The organism is Streptomyces sp. NPDC002156 (assembly GCF_053593675.1).
Genome location: NZ_JBSFDA010000085.1, coordinates 26804 through 44468, shown reverse-complemented (window position 1 = coordinate 44468; position 17665 = coordinate 26804). Strand labels below are relative to the sequence as shown.

Below are 17665 nucleotides of genomic sequence, written 5' to 3'. Positions count from 1 at the left end.
AGGCGCAGGAAGTCCGGGGCGTCGACGAGCGACTTCGCCACGTTCGCCGCCATGCTGGATCTGTCGCGCTTCTGACTCGACAGTCAGTAGTCGGTACCGACGGTCAGTCGAAGTAGTCCGGCTGGGTCTGGACGTTCAACTCGCTCACGCGGACCTTCTTGGCCGGGTCGGTGCGCCGGTCGCTGAGCTTCAGGACGTCGAAGCCCTTGGCGATGTCGTTCGAGTAGATGTAGCCGTTGTAGTAGTACGCCGACCACGGGCCGGCGGTCGTGACGCGGTCCGTGGTGATCGGGCCGCGCTCGAAGTAGGCGATCTCCTTGGGCTTCGAGGAGTTGGTGAAGTCCCAGACGGAGACACCGCCCTGGTACCAGGCCTGGACCATGATGTCCTTGCCCTTGACCGGGATCAGCGAGCCGTTGTGCGCCACGCAGACCTCGGTGTCCGCCTGGTAGCGCGGGATCTTGAAGTAGCTCTTGAAGACGAGCTTGCGCTTGTCGCCCTTGCCAACGATGTCGTAGATGCCGTCGGCACCGCGGTTCGGCCCGATCGCCGCGTTGCAGGTGGCCGCGCCACCGCCGCCCAACTCGTCGGTGAAGACGACCTTGTCGGCCTTCTGGTTGAAGGTCGCCGAGTGCCAGAACGCGAAGTTGACGTTGTCCTGGACCTGGTCGATGACCTTCGGGTGCTCCGGGTCCTTGATGGAGAACAGGATGCCGTCGCCCATGCAGGCGCCCGCCGCGAGGTCCTTGGAGGGCAGCACGGTGATGTCGTGGCAGCCGGTCGTCTTGGAGACACCCGGGTTGGTGGGCGAGCCGGGGTTGCCGCCGCCGTCGGGGCCCTCACCGGGGAACAGGACCGGGAAGCCGACAACCGCCGCCTTCTCAGGGGCCTTTCGCGGCACCTTGATGATCGAGATGCCGTCGTGCGGGGGCTGGCAGTCGGGGAAGGTGGCGCTCGGCGAGTAGGAGGAGACGTAGATGTAGACGTTCTTGCGCTCGGGCACCAGCGTGTGGGTGTGCGAGCCGCAGGCGGTCTCCACGGCGGCGACGTACTTGGGGTTCGCCTTGTCGCTGATGTCGAAGATCTTCATGCCCTCCCACGACGACTTCTCGGTCGCGGGCTGCGAGACGCTGCTGCAACTGCTGTCGCTGCGCGAGGCGTCGGTGGACAGGAACAGCAGGTTCCCGGAGACGGAGATGTCGTTCTGGCCGCCGGGGCACAGCACCTGGGAGACGGTCTTCGGGGCCTTCGGGTTGCTGATGTCGAAGACGCGGAAGCCGTCGTAGTTGCCGGAGAAGGCGTACTTCCCCTGGAACGCGAGGTCCGAATTGGTGCCGGGCAGCGCGTCCTTGGGGATGTTCGTGAGGTGCGTGATGTTGTCGGAGTGGACGATCTCGTCCACCCCGGGTATCTCCCCCTCGGCCAGGGCCTTCTTCACCTGGGTCTGCACGCTCTGGGAAATCTCCTCCGACACCGTCGGTCCGTCCCCCGGGTCGGGGGTCGCGGCGGCGGGTCCTGCGGTCAGCAGCGCGGCCAGGAGTCCGGCCGCCGCGGCGACAACTCCCAGACGTCTGCGACGCGTTCGGGATTCGTTCAACAGGGTCACTGCATCCTCCCTGACAGCCGTTCGGGTCAGAACGGTTCACGGTCCTCCGAAGTATCGTCTTCATCATGCACCGATCAAAAGGGAGCAACGCACTTGTAATGAAAGTTTCTGATCACCGGCGAGTGGAAGCGTGTTAGGACGGACACAGCACTCACGAGGTGTCCGTCAACTCAACTGACCCAGGAGGTCGTTGTGCCCGTCCGTCGCGCGTCCCGTACCTGCCGTCCGGTCCTGGCCGTGCTCGTGCTCACCCTCGCGCTCGGCGCCTGCGACTCGGGCTCGTCCTCCGACGCGGACGCCAAGTCCGTGAAGGCGACGGCCTCTTCGGTGATCGCGCCCGGTCTGCCCGGCGAGGCGGCCCGGACGCTCTCCCCGGAGGAGGCGAAGGCCGAGCTGCCGGACGACTCGCCCAACTCGGCGGACCTCGCGTACGCCCGCATGATGATCGAGCACCACTCGCAGGCGATCGAGATCACCGAACTCGTGCCGAAACGCGCCGAGTCGACACCGGTGAAGCGGCTGGCCGAGCGCATCGCCGCCGCTCAGCGCCCCGAAATCGCCGCGATGCAGGGCTGGTTGAAGGACAACGGCGGCGACGACAAGACCACCGAGCACTCCCACGAGACGATGCCCGGCATGGCGACCGAGGCCCAACTGGCCAAGCTGCGAGCGGCGAAGGGCAAGGCGTTCGACGAGCTGTTCCTGACGGTGATGATCACGCATCACGAGGGTGCCGTCACCATGGCCACGGAGGTCAAGGGACAGGGCAACAACGTCCGCGTCGAGGAGATGGCCGACGACGTGATCGCGCAGCAGACGACGGAGATCAACAGGATGCGCGAAATGTAGTGCGGGCGGGGAGAGTTGGGCAGAAGGCCTCCTCAACCCGCTTGTTCAGCGCCGAGCGTGACGAGGTGTCAGGAAGCCCGCGTCACGGGCCTGCGAGATCAGCCTGAGGGAGCGACGGCGGCTGCGCCCGGTCGCGCACATCACGGCGAGAACGGGGTCGGCGCCCTCTTCCTGGGCCGCGCGGTACTCCTCCGCGACCAGCCACCGCCCCTCGATGCCCCGCGGCCAGGCGGGCCGGGCGCGACGGGGCCGCAGGCACACGTCAGCCTCCCCGTTCTCCCCGGCCTCCACTGGCCCGTCGCCGCACGCCTCGAAGAGCGGCCCCTCGATCCAGTCCGCGAGCGCCGCCAGATCGTCGAGGGACAGCGCCGGCTGCGCCCGTACGTCCTCGATGGAGACGCCCGCCTCCCGGACCACGGCGAGTACGTCGACCTGGGCGCCGTCGGTGAAGGCCAGCCGGACGTCGAACCATGCCGTGGTCGCCGAGCCCTCGTGCTCCTGTACTTCCCAGGCGGGCCGCACCGACACGGTTCCTTCCGTCGGGCAGCGACCGGAAAGATTAAGAAAGGATGCTTCTAGCACATACGGAACGTAACCGCATGATCACTTTCCATACGAACGGACACGCGCGCCCGCCCCGCCCGGCACCCTGTCAGCGCAGCGCCGGCGGTGCGATGCTGAAGGTGTCAGCAACAGGGAGTTCCACCGCGTCCCGCAGTGAGGGGTTCCGCCGTGTTGCGTGTCGCCGTCGTGGGTTCGGGTCCGAGCGGGGTCTACACCGCCCAGAGCCTGGTCCAGCAGGACCCGGAGGTGCTGGTCGACGTCCTGGACCGGCTGCCGGCGCCGTACGGCCTGGTGCGGTACGGGGTGGCGCCGGACCACGAGAAGATCAAGTCGCTGCAGAACAACCTGCGCACGGTCCTGGAGCACGAGCGGGTGCGCTTCCTGGGTGGCGTGCGGATCGGTTCCGGACCCGGTGAGCTGCCGGGCGCCCGCCTGCGGGAGCTGTACCACGCGGTGGTGTACTGCGTGGGCGCCGCCACCGACCGCCACCTGGGCATTCCGGGCGAGGATCTGCCGGGCAGCTGGTCGGCGACCGAGTTCGTGGCCTGGTACAGCGCCCATCCGGACGCCGTCGACGACGGTTTCGTCCAGGGGGCGCGGTCTGCCGTGGTCATCGGTGTCGGGAACGTGGCGGTGGACGTGGCCCGGATGCTGGCACGCGGCCCGGCCGAACTCAGCCCGACGGACATGCCCCAGGCGGCACTCACCGCGCTGGCGGCGAGCCGGGTGACCGACATCCACATGGTGGGCCGGCGCGGCCCGTCGCAGGCCCGCTTCACCACGAAGGAGCTGCGCGAGCTGGGCACCCTGCCGGACACCCAGGTCGTCGTGGACGAGGACGAGTTGCGGCTCGACCCGGCGTACACGGACCCCTCCGCCCTGCCCGCCGCCCAGCGCCGCAACGTGGAGGCACTGCGCACCTGGGCGGCCACACCCCCGGCAAGCACGGCCCGCCGCATCCGGCTGCGCTTCTTCCGCCGCCCGGTCGAACTGCTCGCCACCGGGGGCCGGGTGGGCGCCGTCCGCTTCGAACGGACGGTGCCGGACGGAACCGGCGGCGTGACGGGCACAGGCCAGTACGAGGACATCGAGGCCCAGCTCGTGCTCCGCTCGGTCGGCTATCGCGGGCTCCCGCTGGACGGCCTGCCCTTCGACGCGACCAACGGCACAGTCCCCCATCTCGCGGGCCGCGTCCTGCGCGACGGCCACCCCTCCCCCGGCGAGTACGTGGCCGGCTGGATCAAACGCGGCCCCACCGGCGTCATCGGCACCAACCGCCCCTGCGCAAAGGAAACGGCAACCTCCTTGCTGGCGGACGCCGCCATGCTCGTACGGCAGGAGCGCCCGGAGGACCCGCTGGCGGTACTGCGCGCGGAGGGATTCCGCCCGGTGGAGTGGGCAGGCTGGCAGGCAATCGAGCGCGCAGAGGCGGAGTTGGGGGCCACACTCGGCCGAGGCGTCGTAAAACTCCCCGACTGGAACTCCCTGATGGCAGCAGCGCAGGCTGCGGGCACCCCCTAGGGGCGCGGGGAACTGCGCGACAAGCCCCCACCGGCCCGCAGAGTCAAGACCACCTAGTTGGGCATGACACACATCGGCAACAGGTAAGCAATCAACAAACTGTTCAATTCCCCCTGCCCAACACCCTCTCCCCCACCGCCGCTCCTGGAGCACCCATGACCCCACCCCCACCCGTACACCCCGTGGACGAAGTCCCACCCGCACGCCAACTCGCCGCCTTCGGCCTCCAACACGTCCTCGCGATGTACGCCGGCGCCGTGGCCGTCCCCCTGATCGTCGGCGGAGCCATGAAGCTCTCGCCCGCCGACCTCGCCTACCTGATCACCGCCGACCTCCTTATCTGCGGCATCGCGACCCTCATCCAGTGCGTCGGCTTCTGGCGCTTCGGCGTCCGCCTGCCGATCATGCAGGGCTGCACTTTCGCGGCCGTGTCGCCGATGGTCCTCATCGGTACGACGGGCGGCGGACTCCCCGCGATCTACGGCTCGGTGATCGTCGCAGGGCTGGCGATCGTCCTGCTGGCGCCCGTCTTCGGACGGCTCCTGCGCTTCTTCCCGCCCCTCGTGACCGGCACCGTGATCCTGATCATCGGCCTGTCACTCCTCCCGGTGGCGGGCAACTGGGCGGCCGGCGGCGTGGGTTCGGCGGACTTCGGCGAGCCGAAGAACCTGGGGCTGGCTGCGTTCGTACTGGCCGTGGTGCTCGGCGTGCAGCGGTTTGCGCCGGTGTTCCTGAGCCGGATCGCGGTCCTGATCGGCATCGTCGTGGGGCTGGCCGTGGCTGTTCCCTTCGGGTTCACGGACTTCGACGGGGTCGGGGACGCCGACTGGCTCGGCATCAGCACGCCGTTCCACTTCGGGGCGCCCACCTTCGAGGCGTCGGCGATCATCTCCATGCTGGTGGTGGCGCTGGTCACGATGACCGAGACGACCGGCGACCTGATCGCGGTCGGCGAGATGACCGGCCGGAAGGTCGAGCCGCGCTCCCTCGCCGACGGACTGCGCGCCGACGGTTTCTCCACCGTCCTCGGCGGCATCTTCAACACCTTCCCGTACACGGCGTACGCGCAGAACGTGGGCCTCGTCGGGATGACCCGGGTGCGCAGCCGCTGGGTCGTGGCGACCGCCGGCGGCATCCTCGTGCTGCTCGGTCTGCTGCCCAAACTGGGCGCGGTGGTCGCGGCCATACCGGCACCGGTGCTGGGTGGCGCGGGTCTGGTGATGTTCGGGACGGTCGCCGCGAGCGGGCTGCGTACGCTCGCCACGGTGGAGTTCAAGGACAACCACAACCTGACGGTCGTGGCGGTCTCGGTGGCCGTGGGCATGCTGCCGGTCGGCGTGCCGACGGTCTACGCCAAGTTCCCGGACTGGTTCCAGACGGTGATGAACAGCGGCATCAGCGCGGGCTGCCTGACGGCGATCGTCCTGAACCTGCTCTTCAACCACCTTGCGGGGAAGGGAAGTTCAGCGGGCGGCGACACTGCCGAGGCGGGCGGCCTGACCGGCAGCGGCAGCCAGGACGCTGTCGAGAAGCCCCGGGAAGAGGTCGTCTAGGTCGTCCCGGCGCAGGCCGTTCATCTTGGCCGTGCCCCGGTAGACCTGCCGGATCACCCCGCTCTCGCGCAGCACCCGGAAGTGGTGCGTGGTCGTGGACTTGGTGACGGGCAGATCGAAGTGCGAACAGGACAGCTCGTCGCTCACGGCGGCGAGCTCTCGCACGACCTGGAGCCGCATCGGGTCGGAGAGCGCGTGCAGCACGCCCTCCAGCCGGATCTCCTCGCGCACCGGGTGCGGCAGGTCACGGCTGCTGGGGGCGGGGGCTGCGGTGGTCACGGCTGCTCCACTTCGTCGGGAATCCCATTGTACGAGAACTCTCGTAGTTTGACACTTGCCGTACTACGATGCCTATCGTACGAGTCGTCCAGCGACCCCGTGACCCGTGACGAACGACGATGACGAGACGATTGGAGTCCGCCGTGAGCGCACTCTTCGCGCCCTACCGCCTCCGCGACCTGACCATCCCGAACCGCGTGTGGATGCCCCCGATGTGCCAGTACTCGGCGGCGCCCGAGGGCCCGGAGACCGGCGCACCGAACGACTGGCACTTCGCGCACTACGCGGCACGCGCCGCCGGCGGCACCGGCCTGATCATCGTCGAGGCCACCGCCGTCAGCCCGGAGGGCCGGATCACCCCGTACGACCTGGGCATCTGGAACGACACCCAGGTCGAGGCGTTCCGCCGGATCAACCGCTTCCTGGTCTCGCAGGGCACCGTTCCAGGCATCCAGCTCGCTCATGCCGGCCGCAAGGCCTCCACCGGGCTGCCCTGGAAGGGCGGCGCGCCACTCGGCCCGGACGACGCGTACGCCTGGCAGCCGGTCGGCGCGAGCCCGGTGCCGTTCGACGAGAAGCACCCGGTTCCGACCGAGCTGACTCTCGATCAGATCCGGGACATCGTCGGGCAGTTCGCGGACGCGGCCCGTCGCGCGCTCGACGCGGGCTTCGAGGTCGCCGAGATCCACGGCGCGCACGGCTATCTGATCAACGGCTTCCTGTCCCCGCACTCCAACCACCGCACCGACGCCTACGGCGGCTCGTACGAGAACCGGGTGCGCTTCGCGCTCGAAGTCGTGGACGCCGTACGGGAGGTGTGGCCGGACGACAAGCCGCTGTTCTTCCGGATCTCGGCGACCGAGTGGCTGGAGAAGGGCGGCTGGAGCGCCGGCGACACCGTGCGCCTCGCCGCCGAACTCCACGCGCACGGCGTCGACCTGCTCGACGTCTCCACCGGCGGCAACGCCTCCGGTGTACGCATCCCGACCGGCCCTGGCTACCAAGTCCCCTTCGCCGCACGGGTCAAGGCCGAGACCTCGCTGCCCGTCGCCGCCGTGGGGATGATCACCGACGCCGAGCAGGCCGAGAAGATCCTGGCCAACGGTGAGGCCGACGTGGTGCTGCTCGGGCGTGAGCTGCTGCGGAACCCGTCGTGGGCCCGGCACGCGGCGCGTGAACTGGGCGGCGAGGTGCATGTGCCGGACCAGTACCACCGGTCCGTGTGAGGGTGAGGGTGAGGGCCGTAAGTCCCTTGGGTTATCAGAGAGTTGGCGGCAGTGCCTGTTCCGCCCAGATGGTCTTGCCCGTGCTTGTCGGGCGGGTGCCCCAGCGGTCGGTGAGCTGGGCGACCAGGAGGAGGCCGCGTCCGCCCTCGTCGAAGGTGCGGGCCCGGCGCAGATGCGGCGAGGTGCTGCTGGCGTCGGAGACCTCGCAGATGAGGGTGCGGTCGCGGATCAGCCGGAGCTGGATGGGCTCACCGCCGTACCGGATGGCGTTGGTGACCAGCTCGCTGACCACCAGCTCGGTGACGAACGCGGCCTCGTCGATGCCCCAGCGGGTCAGCCGGTCGGTGACGTGTTTGCGGGCGGTGGCGACCACGGCCGGGTCGGCGGGCAGGTCCCAGACCGCGACCTGTTCGGCGTCCAGGGCGCGGGTGCGGGCGACCAGCAGGGCGACGTCGTCGCCCGGTGTCTCCGGGAGCAGCGAGTCGAGCACCGTGTCGCAGACCTCCTCCAGACTGTCGGCCGGGACTCCGAGTGCCCTGCACAGAGCGGCAGTTCCGGTGTCGAGGTCGAGATCGCGGGCCTCGACCAGACCGTCCGTGTAGAGCGCGAGCACCGCGCCCTCGGGCAGCTCCAGCTCGGTCGCCTCGAACGGCAGCCCGCCGACGCCGAGCATGGGACCCGCGCTCACCTCGATCACCTCGACCCGGCCGTCGGGATACAGGACGACCGGCGGCGGATGCCCCGCGGCGGCGAGCGTGCAGCGCCGGGACACCGGGTCGTAGACCGCGTACAGACAGGTCGCGCCGATCTCACCGGCCTCCCCGCTCTCGTCGGTCCCGAGGTGGCCGACCAGGTCGTCGAGGTGGGTGAGCAGTTCGTCGGGCGGCAGATCGACGTCCGCCAGCGTCCAGACCGCCGTACGGAGCCTGCCCATGGTCACCGAGGCGTGCAGACCATGGCCGACGACGTCCCCGACGACCAGTGCCACGCGGGTCCCGGACAGCGGGATCACATCGAACCAGTCGCCGCCGACGCCCGCCTGGGACAGTGCGGGCAGATAACGGGAGGCGAACTCGACGGCCGCCTGACCGGCCATGGTCTGGGGCAGCAGGCTGCGCTGGAGGGCGAGGGCGGTGGTGCGTTCGCGGGTGTAGCGGCGGGCGTTGTCCACGCACACGGCCGCCCGGCTGGCCAGTTCCCGGGCCAGCGACGCATCGTCGTCGTCGAACACGTCGGGCTTCTCGGGGGTCAGCAGCCGTACGAACACGGCAACGCCCAGCGTCGTACCGCGTGCCATCAGCGGTACGGCCATCAGCGCGAGGTCGTGGGTCTCGGTGTCACGGAGTTTCGCGGAGCGGGCCGCGTGCAGACCGAACCAGCGGTCGAGGTCGGGGTCGCCGGTGCGGGCGAGGACGGGCAGGCCGGTGGCGAGCGCGCGGGCGGGCGGCGAGTACGGCGGGTAGACGTCCGCCGCGCCGAGGCCGATCGCCGCTTCCGGGACCCCGGCCGTGAGCGAGTGGTGGGCGACCCGGCGCAGTTCCACGTCGGCGTCCACCGGCCCGACCGTCGGTTCGTCGCCCTGGAGGACCGAGTCCAGCAGGTCCACGCTGGCGAAGTCGGCGAGCCGGGGCACCACCAGTTCGGCGAGTTCCCGGGCGGTCCGGGCGACATCGAGCCGGGTGCCGATGCCCGCGGCGGCCTCGTTGAGCATGGCCAGCCGCTGCCGCGCCCGGTGTTGCTCGCTGCTGTCGAAGGCGGCGAGTCCGACACCGAGCAGTTCGTCGGCCGGGTTCCGCAGCGGCCACATCTCGATGGTCCAGGCGTGCTCGCGCCTTCCGAGGGGCGACCGGGTCCAGAACTCGTAGTGGACCGGCCGCCCGGTCTCCACGACGAGCTCCAGATGGCGCAGGAAGCCCCGGCTCAGTTCGCTGTCCTCGACGGTGTCCAGGAAGTACCGGTGCAGGAACGTGGCCTCGGGCTCACCCATGGTGGCGACGGAGGCGTCGTTCATCCGCAGATACCGCTGCCCGGTGTCGAAGACGGTCATCGCCACGGAGGACTGCTGGAACGCCAGCATGCCCAGCTCCCGCCCCGCGTCGTCGGGCGCCGCCGTGACGACGTACGCCCGCCGCTCTCCCAGCAGCGGGGACAGGCGCAGCGCCAGCTCCGGGCGGCGCCCGTCCCGGTGCCGTACGGCCACGACGGCGGCGCCGGACGCGCGCAGTTCCCGCCAGGCCGTGCGCGGGTCGCCCGCCACCAGGTCCGCCGCCGGGCGGCCGGTGACGTCGGCGGCGGTGTACCCGGTGAGCCGGCGGGCGCCCTCGCTCCAGCCCGTGAGGATGCCGTGCGCGTCGATCACCGCCAGGGCGTCACCGGACGGGACCACCCGCTCTTCCTCGCGCGGCCCAGTAGCCATATGTCCCAGGATGGGCGCATTGGTGGTGGGCAACAACCCGGTCAGTCGCTCCTCAACAGGTGCGCGGGAACGGTCGCGGCCAGAATCCGGTACCCCTCGGGGTTCAGATGCAGCCAGTCCCCGTCGTGGAGGTCCGCGCGCAGCCGCCGCGGGTCGGCCGGATCGCGTACGGCCCGGTCGAAGTCGACGACGGCGTCGAAGGCGCCCCCGGTGCGGATCCAGTCGTTCACGGCCTGCCGGGTCGTCTCGCGCAGGCCGGCCGGGTCGTCGTAGGGCGTGCTGCCGCCGAAGGGGGTCAGGGTGGCGCCGTAGACGCGGATGCCCTGGGCGTGTGCGCGGACGGCTATCTGCCGGTAGGCGGCGATGAGGTCGTCGGTGACGCGCTGTTGGGCGGCCGGGGTGGCCTCGGCGGTGCCGATGTCGTTGACGCCCTCGAAGACGATCAGCCAGGAGACCCCGCTGTGCGCCAGGATGTCCCGGTCGAGCCGGGCGAGGGCATTCGGCCCGAGGCCGTCGTTGAGGACCCGGTTGCCGCCCGCGGCCTGGTTGAGTACGGCGATCCGGTCGCCGCCCGGAAGACCCCTGAGCCGGTCCAGGAGCTGGTCGGGCCAGCGGTTGTTGCCGTTGGTCGTGGAGCCCCGCCCGTCGGACAGCGAGTCGCCCAGCACGGCGACGGCCCGCGTGTCCGGCCGGGAGAGCACCTCGACGTCGCTGAGCAGGTACCAGTGGTTGACCGGGGTGGCCCCCGGCAGATCCTGCTCGGCCGTGCCGTCGCCGCCCAGCAGGTACGAGGTGGTGCGCGAGCCCGGGTGCGAGGTGAGCGCGAGCGAGGCCTGGCCGTTCGCGAGGTACGTCGTCACGGTCAGGTTGGTCGCGGGGCGCAGTCCGAAGTCCAGCGGGTCGGAGACGACCTGGGCCCCGGCGGGGACGGTGGTGGACCGGCGGCCGGCGAACGTCACCTCGCGCAGGGTGCCGGGTTCGACGGCGCTGACCCCGGCCTGCCCGTTCAGCGGGAGGGCCACCGTCACGGCGGTCAGGGGCAGCGGTGTGGTGCCGAAGGCGTTGGAGAAGCGCAGCCGGATGCGCCCACCGCCGGTGGAGACGCGCACGGTCTGGCGCAGGGTGGTGTCGACGAGAGTGGCCCGCTCCCCGGTGAAGGGTGCGGGCGGCATGTTGCCGGGCTCGGTGAGCTGCGGCATCGACGTCCAGGTGTTGACCCACTTCGGGGCGGCCCGGCCGGGGTCGGCGACCGTCGGCTGCGGGCCTCTGACCAGGGCGACCACGGCGGAGGACGCCACAGCGAGGGCCAGCACGAACACGCAGGTGGCGACCAGGTAGGCGAGCGCTGCTTTTCCGGACGGCCGCTGGGGGCGGGGCGACTTCACGGGCCGGGTGCCTTCCTCTAGGGACGCCCTGTCGGACGTATGGACGTCTTGTCGGATCGATCGCTTCGGGCGGGACGACCGGGTGCGCGCTCGTGGCACGCACCCGGCAGCTCGGGCTCAACCGGCCGTACAGGCCGTGCCGTTGAGCGTGAAGCCGGACGGTGCGGCGCTGTTGCCGGTGTGGCTCGCCTGGTAGCCGATACCGACGCTCGCGCCGGGCGCGATGGCCGCGTTGTAGGTGGCGTTGGTGGCGGTCACCGCGCCGGAGGCCGGTGCGTAGGTGGCGCTCCAGCCGGAGGTGATGGTCTGGCCGGAGGGCAGGGTGAAGCCCAGCGTCCAGCCGTTCACCGCCGTCGTGCTGTTGTTGGTGATCGTCACGTTCGCGGTCAGCCCGGTGTTCCAGGCGTTGACCGTGACGGCCACCTTGCAGGGACCGGCCGGGGGTTGGGGTACGGTGCCGCTGCTGTCCAGGCCGAAGAAGGTGATCACACGGGCGGCCATGCCGGTGGTGATCAGGTTGTGGCCGACACCCTGGAGGCTGATGGCCTCTACGGGTGCCCTGTCACCGGTGGCGCCGTAGCGGGTGCGGGTCCAGCCGGACTGGGGCGAGTCGGTCGTGGTCGGTGTCTGGGTGAGCCCCTGCACATTGGTCCACTGCTTGATCTCCTCCCCGAAGTTGGGGTAGCGCAGCACGTCGTCCTCGGTGCCGTGCCAGAGCTGCATGCGCGGCCGGGCCCCGGTGTAGCCGGGGTAGGCGTTGCGCGCCAGGTCGCCCCACGCCTGCGCGGTGCGGATCACCGTCCCCTGGGCGCACTCGCTGTTCCACTCCGAGCCGTTGGTGGTGGCGAAGCAGCCGAACGGGACGCCCGCGAAGGCCGATCCGGCCGCGAACACGTCGGGGTAGTCGCCGAGCAGGACGTTGGTCATCATCGCGCCGGAGGAGACCCCGGTGGCGAAGACCCTGCTGGTGTCGGCGTCGTAGGTCCGGGTGACGTAGTCGACCATGGACTTGATGCCCACCGGATCACTGCCGTCGCCCCGGGTGAGCGCCTGTGGCGAGGAGACGTCGAAGCACTTGCTGGCGCGGGTGACGGACGGGTAGATCACGATGAAGCCGTAGCGGTCGGCCAGCGAGGCGTACTCGGTGTTGGAGTAGAACACCGGCCCGGAGCCGGTGCACCAGTGCACGGCCACCAGGACCGCGGGGCGCGTGGTGACCGTGTCCGGGACGTACACGTACATCTGCAGGTTGCTGGGATTGGTCCCGAAGTTCGTCACCTCGGTGAGCGTGGCGGCGGCCTCGACGGGGTCCGCCGCAGGCGCGGCTGTACGGGCCGTCGCCGTCGGCGCGGCGAGCAGTGTCGCCGCGAGTAACGGCAGTAGACCTCCGAGAAGTGCGACGAGCACCCGACGCAGGGGCCTTTTCGCGATGTTGCCGACTGTGGTGGACACGTCCTTGTCCCTTCCTCAACACGGCTCGTGGGGTACGCGTGGCGGAAGTCGAAGTCCCGCTTTGCGGGGCTGCCCGCCCGCATCGTGGCATGAGCATGGCCCTCATGGAAGCGCTCCCACACGTCGAAAACATTCGCTGACCAGCGGTTGCTGAGCCGATCGGCACGCGTTGCGCGCAAAGCGTTGACCAGAAAGCGCTTACCCCCTACCTTCCGTTCATCGATGTGACCCATCGGTGTCGATCCGCATTCGACGAGACGACCTCGAAGCGGCCTTGTAGCGCATACCTCCGGGGACAGTGCACTCCCTGAGGAAGCACCACGACACACAACATGGCGAACAGAATTCATGTACCTGATCGCCCCCACGGTCAGTCAGCCCTCGCGAAGGGACGCACCCGCATGCGTACAAGCCCCCCACGTACACAGACGCAAAGATCCGCGGCGGTGGCGGCCGCGGCCACCGCTCTCGCGGCCGTCGCCGTTCTGGCCGTCCCCCAGCCGGCCGGGGCGGCCGAGAACGCACCCATCGGATTCGGCGCCGGAACGACCGGCGGCGGCAGCGCCACTCCGGTCACCGTGACGACGCTCGCCGCCTTCACGACGGCCGTCACGGGCAACGCGGCGAAGGTCGTGCGGGTGAACGGTCTGATCACGCTGAGCGGTCAGGTCGACATCGGCTCCAACACCACGGTCCTGGGCGTCGGTTCGTCCTCCGGGTTCACCGGCGGCGGCCTGAGGATCAAGGAGGAGACGAACGTCGTCGTCCGCAACCTCAACATCAGCAAGCCGCTCGCGCCCTCCGACGGGGTGACCGTCCAGGAGTCCACGAAGGTGTGGATCGACCACAACTCCTTCTCCGCGGACCGCACTCACGACAAGGACTACTACGACGGTCTGCTGGACATCAACCACGGTTCCGACAACGTGACGGTGTCCTGGAACACCTTCAAGGACCACTTCAAGGGCTCGCTCGTCGGCCACAGCGACAACAACGCGTCCGAGGACACCGGCCACTTGAAGGTGACGTACCACCACAACCACTTCAGCAACGTCTACTCGCGCATCCCCAGTCTGCGGTTCGGCACCGGCCACTTCTACGACAACTACGTCGTAGGCGCCGAGACCGCCGTGCACTCCCGGATGGGCGCGCAGATGCTCGTCGAGAACAACGTCTTCCGTTCGACGCCGGTCGCGGTCACCACGAACCGCAGCAGTGACGTCGACGGATACGCCAACCTGCGCGGCAACGACCTCGGCGGAGCCGCCACGGAGGTCTCGCAGGTGGGCACCTTCACCACCGCTCCGTACAGCTACACCGCGGAGCCGGCCTCGACCGTCGTCGCCTCGGTGACCAGCGGTGCGGGCACCGGAAAGCTCTGATCAACCCCTCACGACACAGAAGGAATCGGGACATGACTTCTGCAGCACCCCCGCGCGTCCGCGGGCGCGCACTCACCGGCTCATTGACCGCACTCGGCCTCTCGGGTGTCATGATCATGACATTCAATGTGCCCACGGCGAGCGCGGCGACCTGGCCGACGCCCTCCAGCAGCCAGGGAGTGAGCTCGACCATCAACGTGTCCGGCGTCAGGGACGGCGGCATGGTGAGGTACTACGGCAGCGGCGACCTGGCCGGCGACGGCCAGGAAGAGGGCCAGGACCCGATCTTCGAGCTCGCGGCCGGTGCGACCCTGAAGAACGTCATCATCGGCGCGCCCGGCGCCGACGGCATCCACTGCGAGGGCAACTGCACCCTGCAGAACGTGTGGTGGGAGGACGTCGGCGAGGACGCCGCGACCTTCCGCGGCGGCTCGACCTACACGGTCACCGGCGGTGGCGCCAAGAAGGCCGCCGACAAGGTCTTCCAGCACAACGGGCCCGGCACCGTGAACATCTCGAACTTCGCCGTCAGCGAGTTCAAGACGCTCTACCGCTCCTGCGGTGACTGCTCCACCCAGTACACGCGCAAGGTGAACCTCAGCAACATCGAGGTGACCGGAACGGGCTCCACCGCGCGGCTCGTCGGCATCAACACCAACCGGGGCGACGTGGCGACCCTGCGCGGCATCACGATCCTCAACGACGCGAGCCGCAAGGTCGTGCCCTGCCAGAAGTACAACAACACGACCGCGGTCGGGACAGGCCCCGACAGCACGAACTGCCTCTACAGCACCTCGGACATCACCTACAGGTAAATCCCTCCACGAGTCCCCCCACGGTAGGTGAGGCGGCCGTCCGAAGCGTCCCCGCACGGCGCTTCGTACGGCCGCCGCTCTTCACCGACCGCTTCCGGATCCCTGGCATCGACCATGCGTTCGTACTCCCTCCCCCGATTCCGCTTGATTGTCAGTGCCGTGGTGCAGACTCCCGATCAGGTGGTACTTCGTGCGGGAGGGGCAGCGTGTTCACGGGGATCGACGATGTCGACTGGGCTTCGCTGCGCCATGCGTACGGCAGCGCGGAGGACGTGCCCGGACTGCTGCGGGGGCTGGCCTCGGCGGACCCCGAGGAGCGTGAGTCGGCACTCGACGGGATGTACGGCTCGGTGCACCACCAGGGGGCCGTGTACGACTCGACGCTCGCCTGCGTTCCGTTTCTGCTCGCGCTCGCCGCCCGGGAGGAGGTGCGGGACCGGGGCGGGATCGTGGAGCTGCTGATGAGCATCGGCGAGGCGGGCGGCGCCTGTTCGGAACAGGCCGCCGAGGCGGTCCGGGCCGGTGCAGAGGTCTTCGTCGAGCTGGTCGGGGACCGCGACACCGGGGTGCGGCGGGCGGCGCCGACGGCCCTGGTCCGCTTTCTCGACGAACCCGCGCGCGCGCTGGCCGTGTTGCGGCAGCGCATCACGGTGGAGCGGAACGACAGCGTCCTGCTCGCCCTGGCGGAGAGCCTCGGCCTCTTCACGCGCCTGCACGGCGGGCACGGGGCGGAGGCGGTCGGCCAGTTGGTCACGCTGAGCGCCCCGCCCTTCGACCCGGGACTGCGCCTGGCAGCACTGGGCCAGCTCGCGCTGACCGCGCCCGAGCACCGCCCCGCCGATCTGGTCCCGACGGTCGTGGCCCTCCTCCGGGAGAGATCGGCGCGCCGTACGGGACGGCCGCAGTGCTCCGATTTTCTGGCGGAGGACACCCTCACGCGTCATCTCCGCAGGCTGCGTCCCTCGGACGAGGAGGGCTCGCAGCTGCTGCGGACCTTCCATCTCGCCCTCGACGACCAGGTGGACGACCGGATCGCCCTGCTCAACGGGCAGTTGAGCAGTCCCGCACCGACCGACCGCTGCAACGCGGTGTGGATGTCGGCGGGCCTGTTCCGCGAATGGCGCGCGGACTTCACGCAACCAGTGGCCCTCATCGGGCGGCAACTCGGCGCCGACGAGGACCGGTTGAGGGAGGCCGCGTCGACGGTCCTGGAGGAGCTGTACTTCCTGGCCGCCCCCGCCGCCGACGACCTGTTCGCCCTCGTCACCGCCCGCCCGGAGGTCCGTGTCCGCGTACGGGAGCGGGGCGGGCCCGCCGTGGGCAGCCCGCTGAACGCCCTGGCCCGCACGGGAGATCCACGGGCGATACCCGTCCTGGCGGAGCTGCTGTCCGATCCCACCGCACCGGACGGCCTGGGCTACACGGTCGCGTACCTGGGCGGGGCCGCGGCCCCGCTGGCCCCCGCCCTGCGCGCGAGGCTCGGAAGCGTGCGCCTCGACCTCCCCGACGCGTACGACCGTGCCGTGCCGCTGCTGTCGGCGCTCGCGGCACTGGGCGACGGGACGGCCACGCCGGAGGTGCTGCGGGTGCTGTGCGGCACACCGGCGGGCTCGGGGCTGAGCGAGCGTCAGCGGGGGTGGCTGACGGAACGGGCGCTCGAGACCCTGGGGGCCTTCGGAGCCGCCGCGCGTGACTCCGTGCCCGTGCTGCGCGGGCTGCTCGACTCCGCGCAAGCGGTATGGGCGGCCGACGCGCTGTGGTCGGTGGAGGGGGATGTGGACGCCGTACTGCCTGTGCTGTTGCGCGAGTTGACGGGCGAGCACTGGCGCCGGCGCGCTGCCGCCGCCGAGGTACTGGCGCGGCTCGGCCCCGCGGCCGGGGCTGCCGTGCCGGGGCTGCTGCGGCTGTGCGAGTCCGAGGAGGTGTGGGAGCGGACGCGGGCGGCGTGCGCGCTGTGGCAGATCACCGGGGACGCCGCTCCGGTCGTCGCCCCGGTACTCCGCTCGGCATGGACGCGGAACCCGTACACCCGGGGCACGATCGCCACCTGCCTGATAGCGATGGGCCCGGCGGCAACCCCCTTACGGGACCTGCCCCACACGGAACTCACAACGCACCGACGACACCGAGCACGCCAGGGCGGCTTCTCCGGCCAGGACATGCTGGAGGACGAGCGGTTGCTGCAGGCTTGCAGGGAGCTGCTGCTGTGAAGCGCCCAGGTTGGCTGGGGCGGGGGGTAGGTCGTGCAGCCCGGCGCTGTACGGGGTGCCGCTCTCGGTGGGACGGGAGCCGCCCCTAGCGGCACGCATGCCCGCAGCTAGGTGCGTTCGACGGGCACCGCCAGGGCGGGCACCGCACGTCCGCAGCCCGGCGCCCCCCAACCCCGCCCCGCCGGGGCGCCCCTCCAGGGGCGCGAGGAACTGCGCGCTCAACCCCCACCAACCCGCAGCCGAACAGCGGGGGACGGACGGGTCTTTCAGGGGCGCGAGGAACTGCGCGACCAGCCCCCACCCGTCCGCAGCCAACCGAATCGGGACGGACAGGTCTTTCAGGGGCGCGGGGAACTGCGCGCTCAACCCCCACCGGCCCGCAGCCGAACGAATCGGGACGGGCGGGC

13 protein-coding genes are annotated in these 17665 nt (G+C 70.3%); 7 read left to right on the top strand and 6 right to left on the bottom strand.

The annotated features are described in order from the left end of the window. Positions 1–103: 103 nt before the first annotated feature. Positions 104–1606 carry an LVIVD repeat-containing protein gene (locus ACWCRB_RS29565; RefSeq protein WP_450998948.1) on the bottom strand — a complete coding sequence of 501 codons (1503 nt, stop codon included), beginning with the start codon at positions 1604–1606 and terminating at the stop codon, positions 104–106. Positions 1607–1798: 192 nt separating this feature from the next. Between ACWCRB_RS29565 and ACWCRB_RS29560 the strand changes: the two genes are divergently transcribed. Beyond that, positions 1799–2455: a DUF305 domain-containing protein gene (locus ACWCRB_RS29560; protein WP_450998947.1), complete on the top strand. Its 657-nt coding sequence runs from the start codon at positions 1799–1801 to the stop codon at positions 2453–2455. A 45-nt stretch (positions 2456–2500) separates the two neighbouring features. Here the strand turns inward: ACWCRB_RS29560 and ACWCRB_RS29555 are convergent, their stop codons facing one another. After that, the gene (locus ACWCRB_RS29555) at positions 2501–2983 is read right to left on the bottom strand and encodes a DUF6214 family protein (RefSeq protein WP_450998946.1); all 483 of its coding nucleotides are present in this window, start codon (positions 2981–2983) and stop codon (positions 2501–2503) included. 204 nt (positions 2984–3187) lie between these two features. Here ACWCRB_RS29555 and ACWCRB_RS29550 point away from each other — a divergent pair, with 204 nt between their 5' ends. Both ACWCRB_RS29550 and ACWCRB_RS29545 read left to right on the top strand, forming a co-directional pair. Beyond that, positions 3188–4540 (top strand): FAD-dependent oxidoreductase, encoded by a 1353-nt coding sequence (locus ACWCRB_RS29550; protein WP_450998945.1) that lies wholly within the window; start codon positions 3188–3190, stop codon positions 4538–4540. Positions 4541–4695: 155 nt separating this feature from the next. Beyond that, a complete protein-coding gene (locus tag ACWCRB_RS29545; RefSeq protein ID WP_450998944.1) occupies positions 4696–6093 on the top strand; it encodes a nucleobase:cation symporter-2 family protein in 1398 nt (465 codons plus the stop codon). Here the strand turns inward: ACWCRB_RS29545 and ACWCRB_RS29540 are convergent. Then, positions 6004–6372, bottom strand: coding sequence for an ArsR/SmtB family transcription factor (locus ACWCRB_RS29540; protein WP_450998943.1), 369 nt, complete (start codon positions 6370–6372; stop codon positions 6004–6006). The genes ACWCRB_RS29545 and ACWCRB_RS29540 overlap by 90 nt on opposite strands. A 143-nt stretch (positions 6373–6515) precedes the next feature. Here ACWCRB_RS29540 and ACWCRB_RS29535 point away from each other — a divergent pair, with 143 nt between their 5' ends. After that, positions 6516–7598, top strand: coding sequence for an NADH:flavin oxidoreductase/NADH oxidase (locus ACWCRB_RS29535; protein ID WP_450998942.1), 1083 nt, complete (start codon positions 6516–6518; stop codon positions 7596–7598). 34 nt (positions 7599–7632) lie between these two features. On the opposite strand, the gene ACWCRB_RS29530 is transcribed toward ACWCRB_RS29535, so the two are convergent. The 3 genes from ACWCRB_RS29530 to ACWCRB_RS29520 all read right to left on the bottom strand — a co-directional run bounded on the left by ACWCRB_RS29530 (position 7633) and on the right by ACWCRB_RS29520 (position 12851). Continuing rightward, the gene (locus tag ACWCRB_RS29530) at positions 7633–10014 is read right to left on the bottom strand and encodes a SpoIIE family protein phosphatase (protein ID WP_450998941.1); all 2382 of its coding nucleotides are present in this window, start codon (positions 10012–10014) and stop codon (positions 7633–7635) included. Between the two features lie 41 nt (positions 10015–10055). Next, positions 10056–11399: an SGNH/GDSL hydrolase family protein gene (locus ACWCRB_RS29525; RefSeq protein WP_450998940.1), complete on the bottom strand. Its 1344-nt coding sequence runs from the start codon at positions 11397–11399 to the stop codon at positions 10056–10058. A 117-nt stretch (positions 11400–11516) separates the two neighbouring features. Continuing rightward, entirely contained in the window at positions 11517–12851 is a 1335-nt protein-coding gene (locus ACWCRB_RS29520; RefSeq protein WP_450998939.1) for an extracellular catalytic domain type 1 short-chain-length polyhydroxyalkanoate depolymerase, read from the bottom strand. A gap of 401 nt (positions 12852–13252) precedes the next feature. Between ACWCRB_RS29520 and ACWCRB_RS29515 the strand changes: the two genes are divergently transcribed. The 3 genes from ACWCRB_RS29515 (at position 13253) to ACWCRB_RS29505 (ending at position 17258) form a co-directional block, all read left to right on the top strand. Continuing rightward, entirely contained in the window at positions 13253–14233 is a 981-nt protein-coding gene (locus tag ACWCRB_RS29515; protein WP_450998938.1) for a pectate lyase family protein, read from the top strand. A gap of 32 nt (positions 14234–14265) precedes the next feature. Next, on the top strand, positions 14266–15048 hold the full coding sequence (locus ACWCRB_RS29510; protein WP_450998937.1) for a pectate lyase: 783 nt from the start codon (positions 14266–14268) through the stop codon (positions 15046–15048). 206 nt (positions 15049–15254) lie between these two features. Beyond that, a complete protein-coding gene (locus ACWCRB_RS29505; protein WP_450998936.1) occupies positions 15255–17258 on the top strand; it encodes a HEAT repeat domain-containing protein in 2004 nt (667 codons plus the stop codon). Positions 17259–17665 lie beyond the last annotated feature (407 nt).

What these genes read in the sequence shown, in the direction of transcription:
- ACWCRB_RS29545 (WP_450998944.1), top strand. Translation starts at nt 4,696, where the DNA reads ATGACCCCACCCCCACCCGTACACCCCGTGGACGAAGTCCCACCCGCA.
- ACWCRB_RS29530 (WP_450998941.1), bottom strand. Translation starts at nt 10,014, where the DNA reads ATGGCTACTGGGCCGCGCGAGGAAGAGCGGGTGGTCCCGTCCGGTGAC.
- ACWCRB_RS29515 (WP_450998938.1), top strand. Translation starts at nt 13,253, where the DNA reads ATGCGTACAAGCCCCCCACGTACACAGACGCAAAGATCCGCGGCGGTG.
- ACWCRB_RS29510 (WP_450998937.1), top strand. Translation starts at nt 14,266, where the DNA reads ATGACTTCTGCAGCACCCCCGCGCGTCCGCGGGCGCGCACTCACCGGC.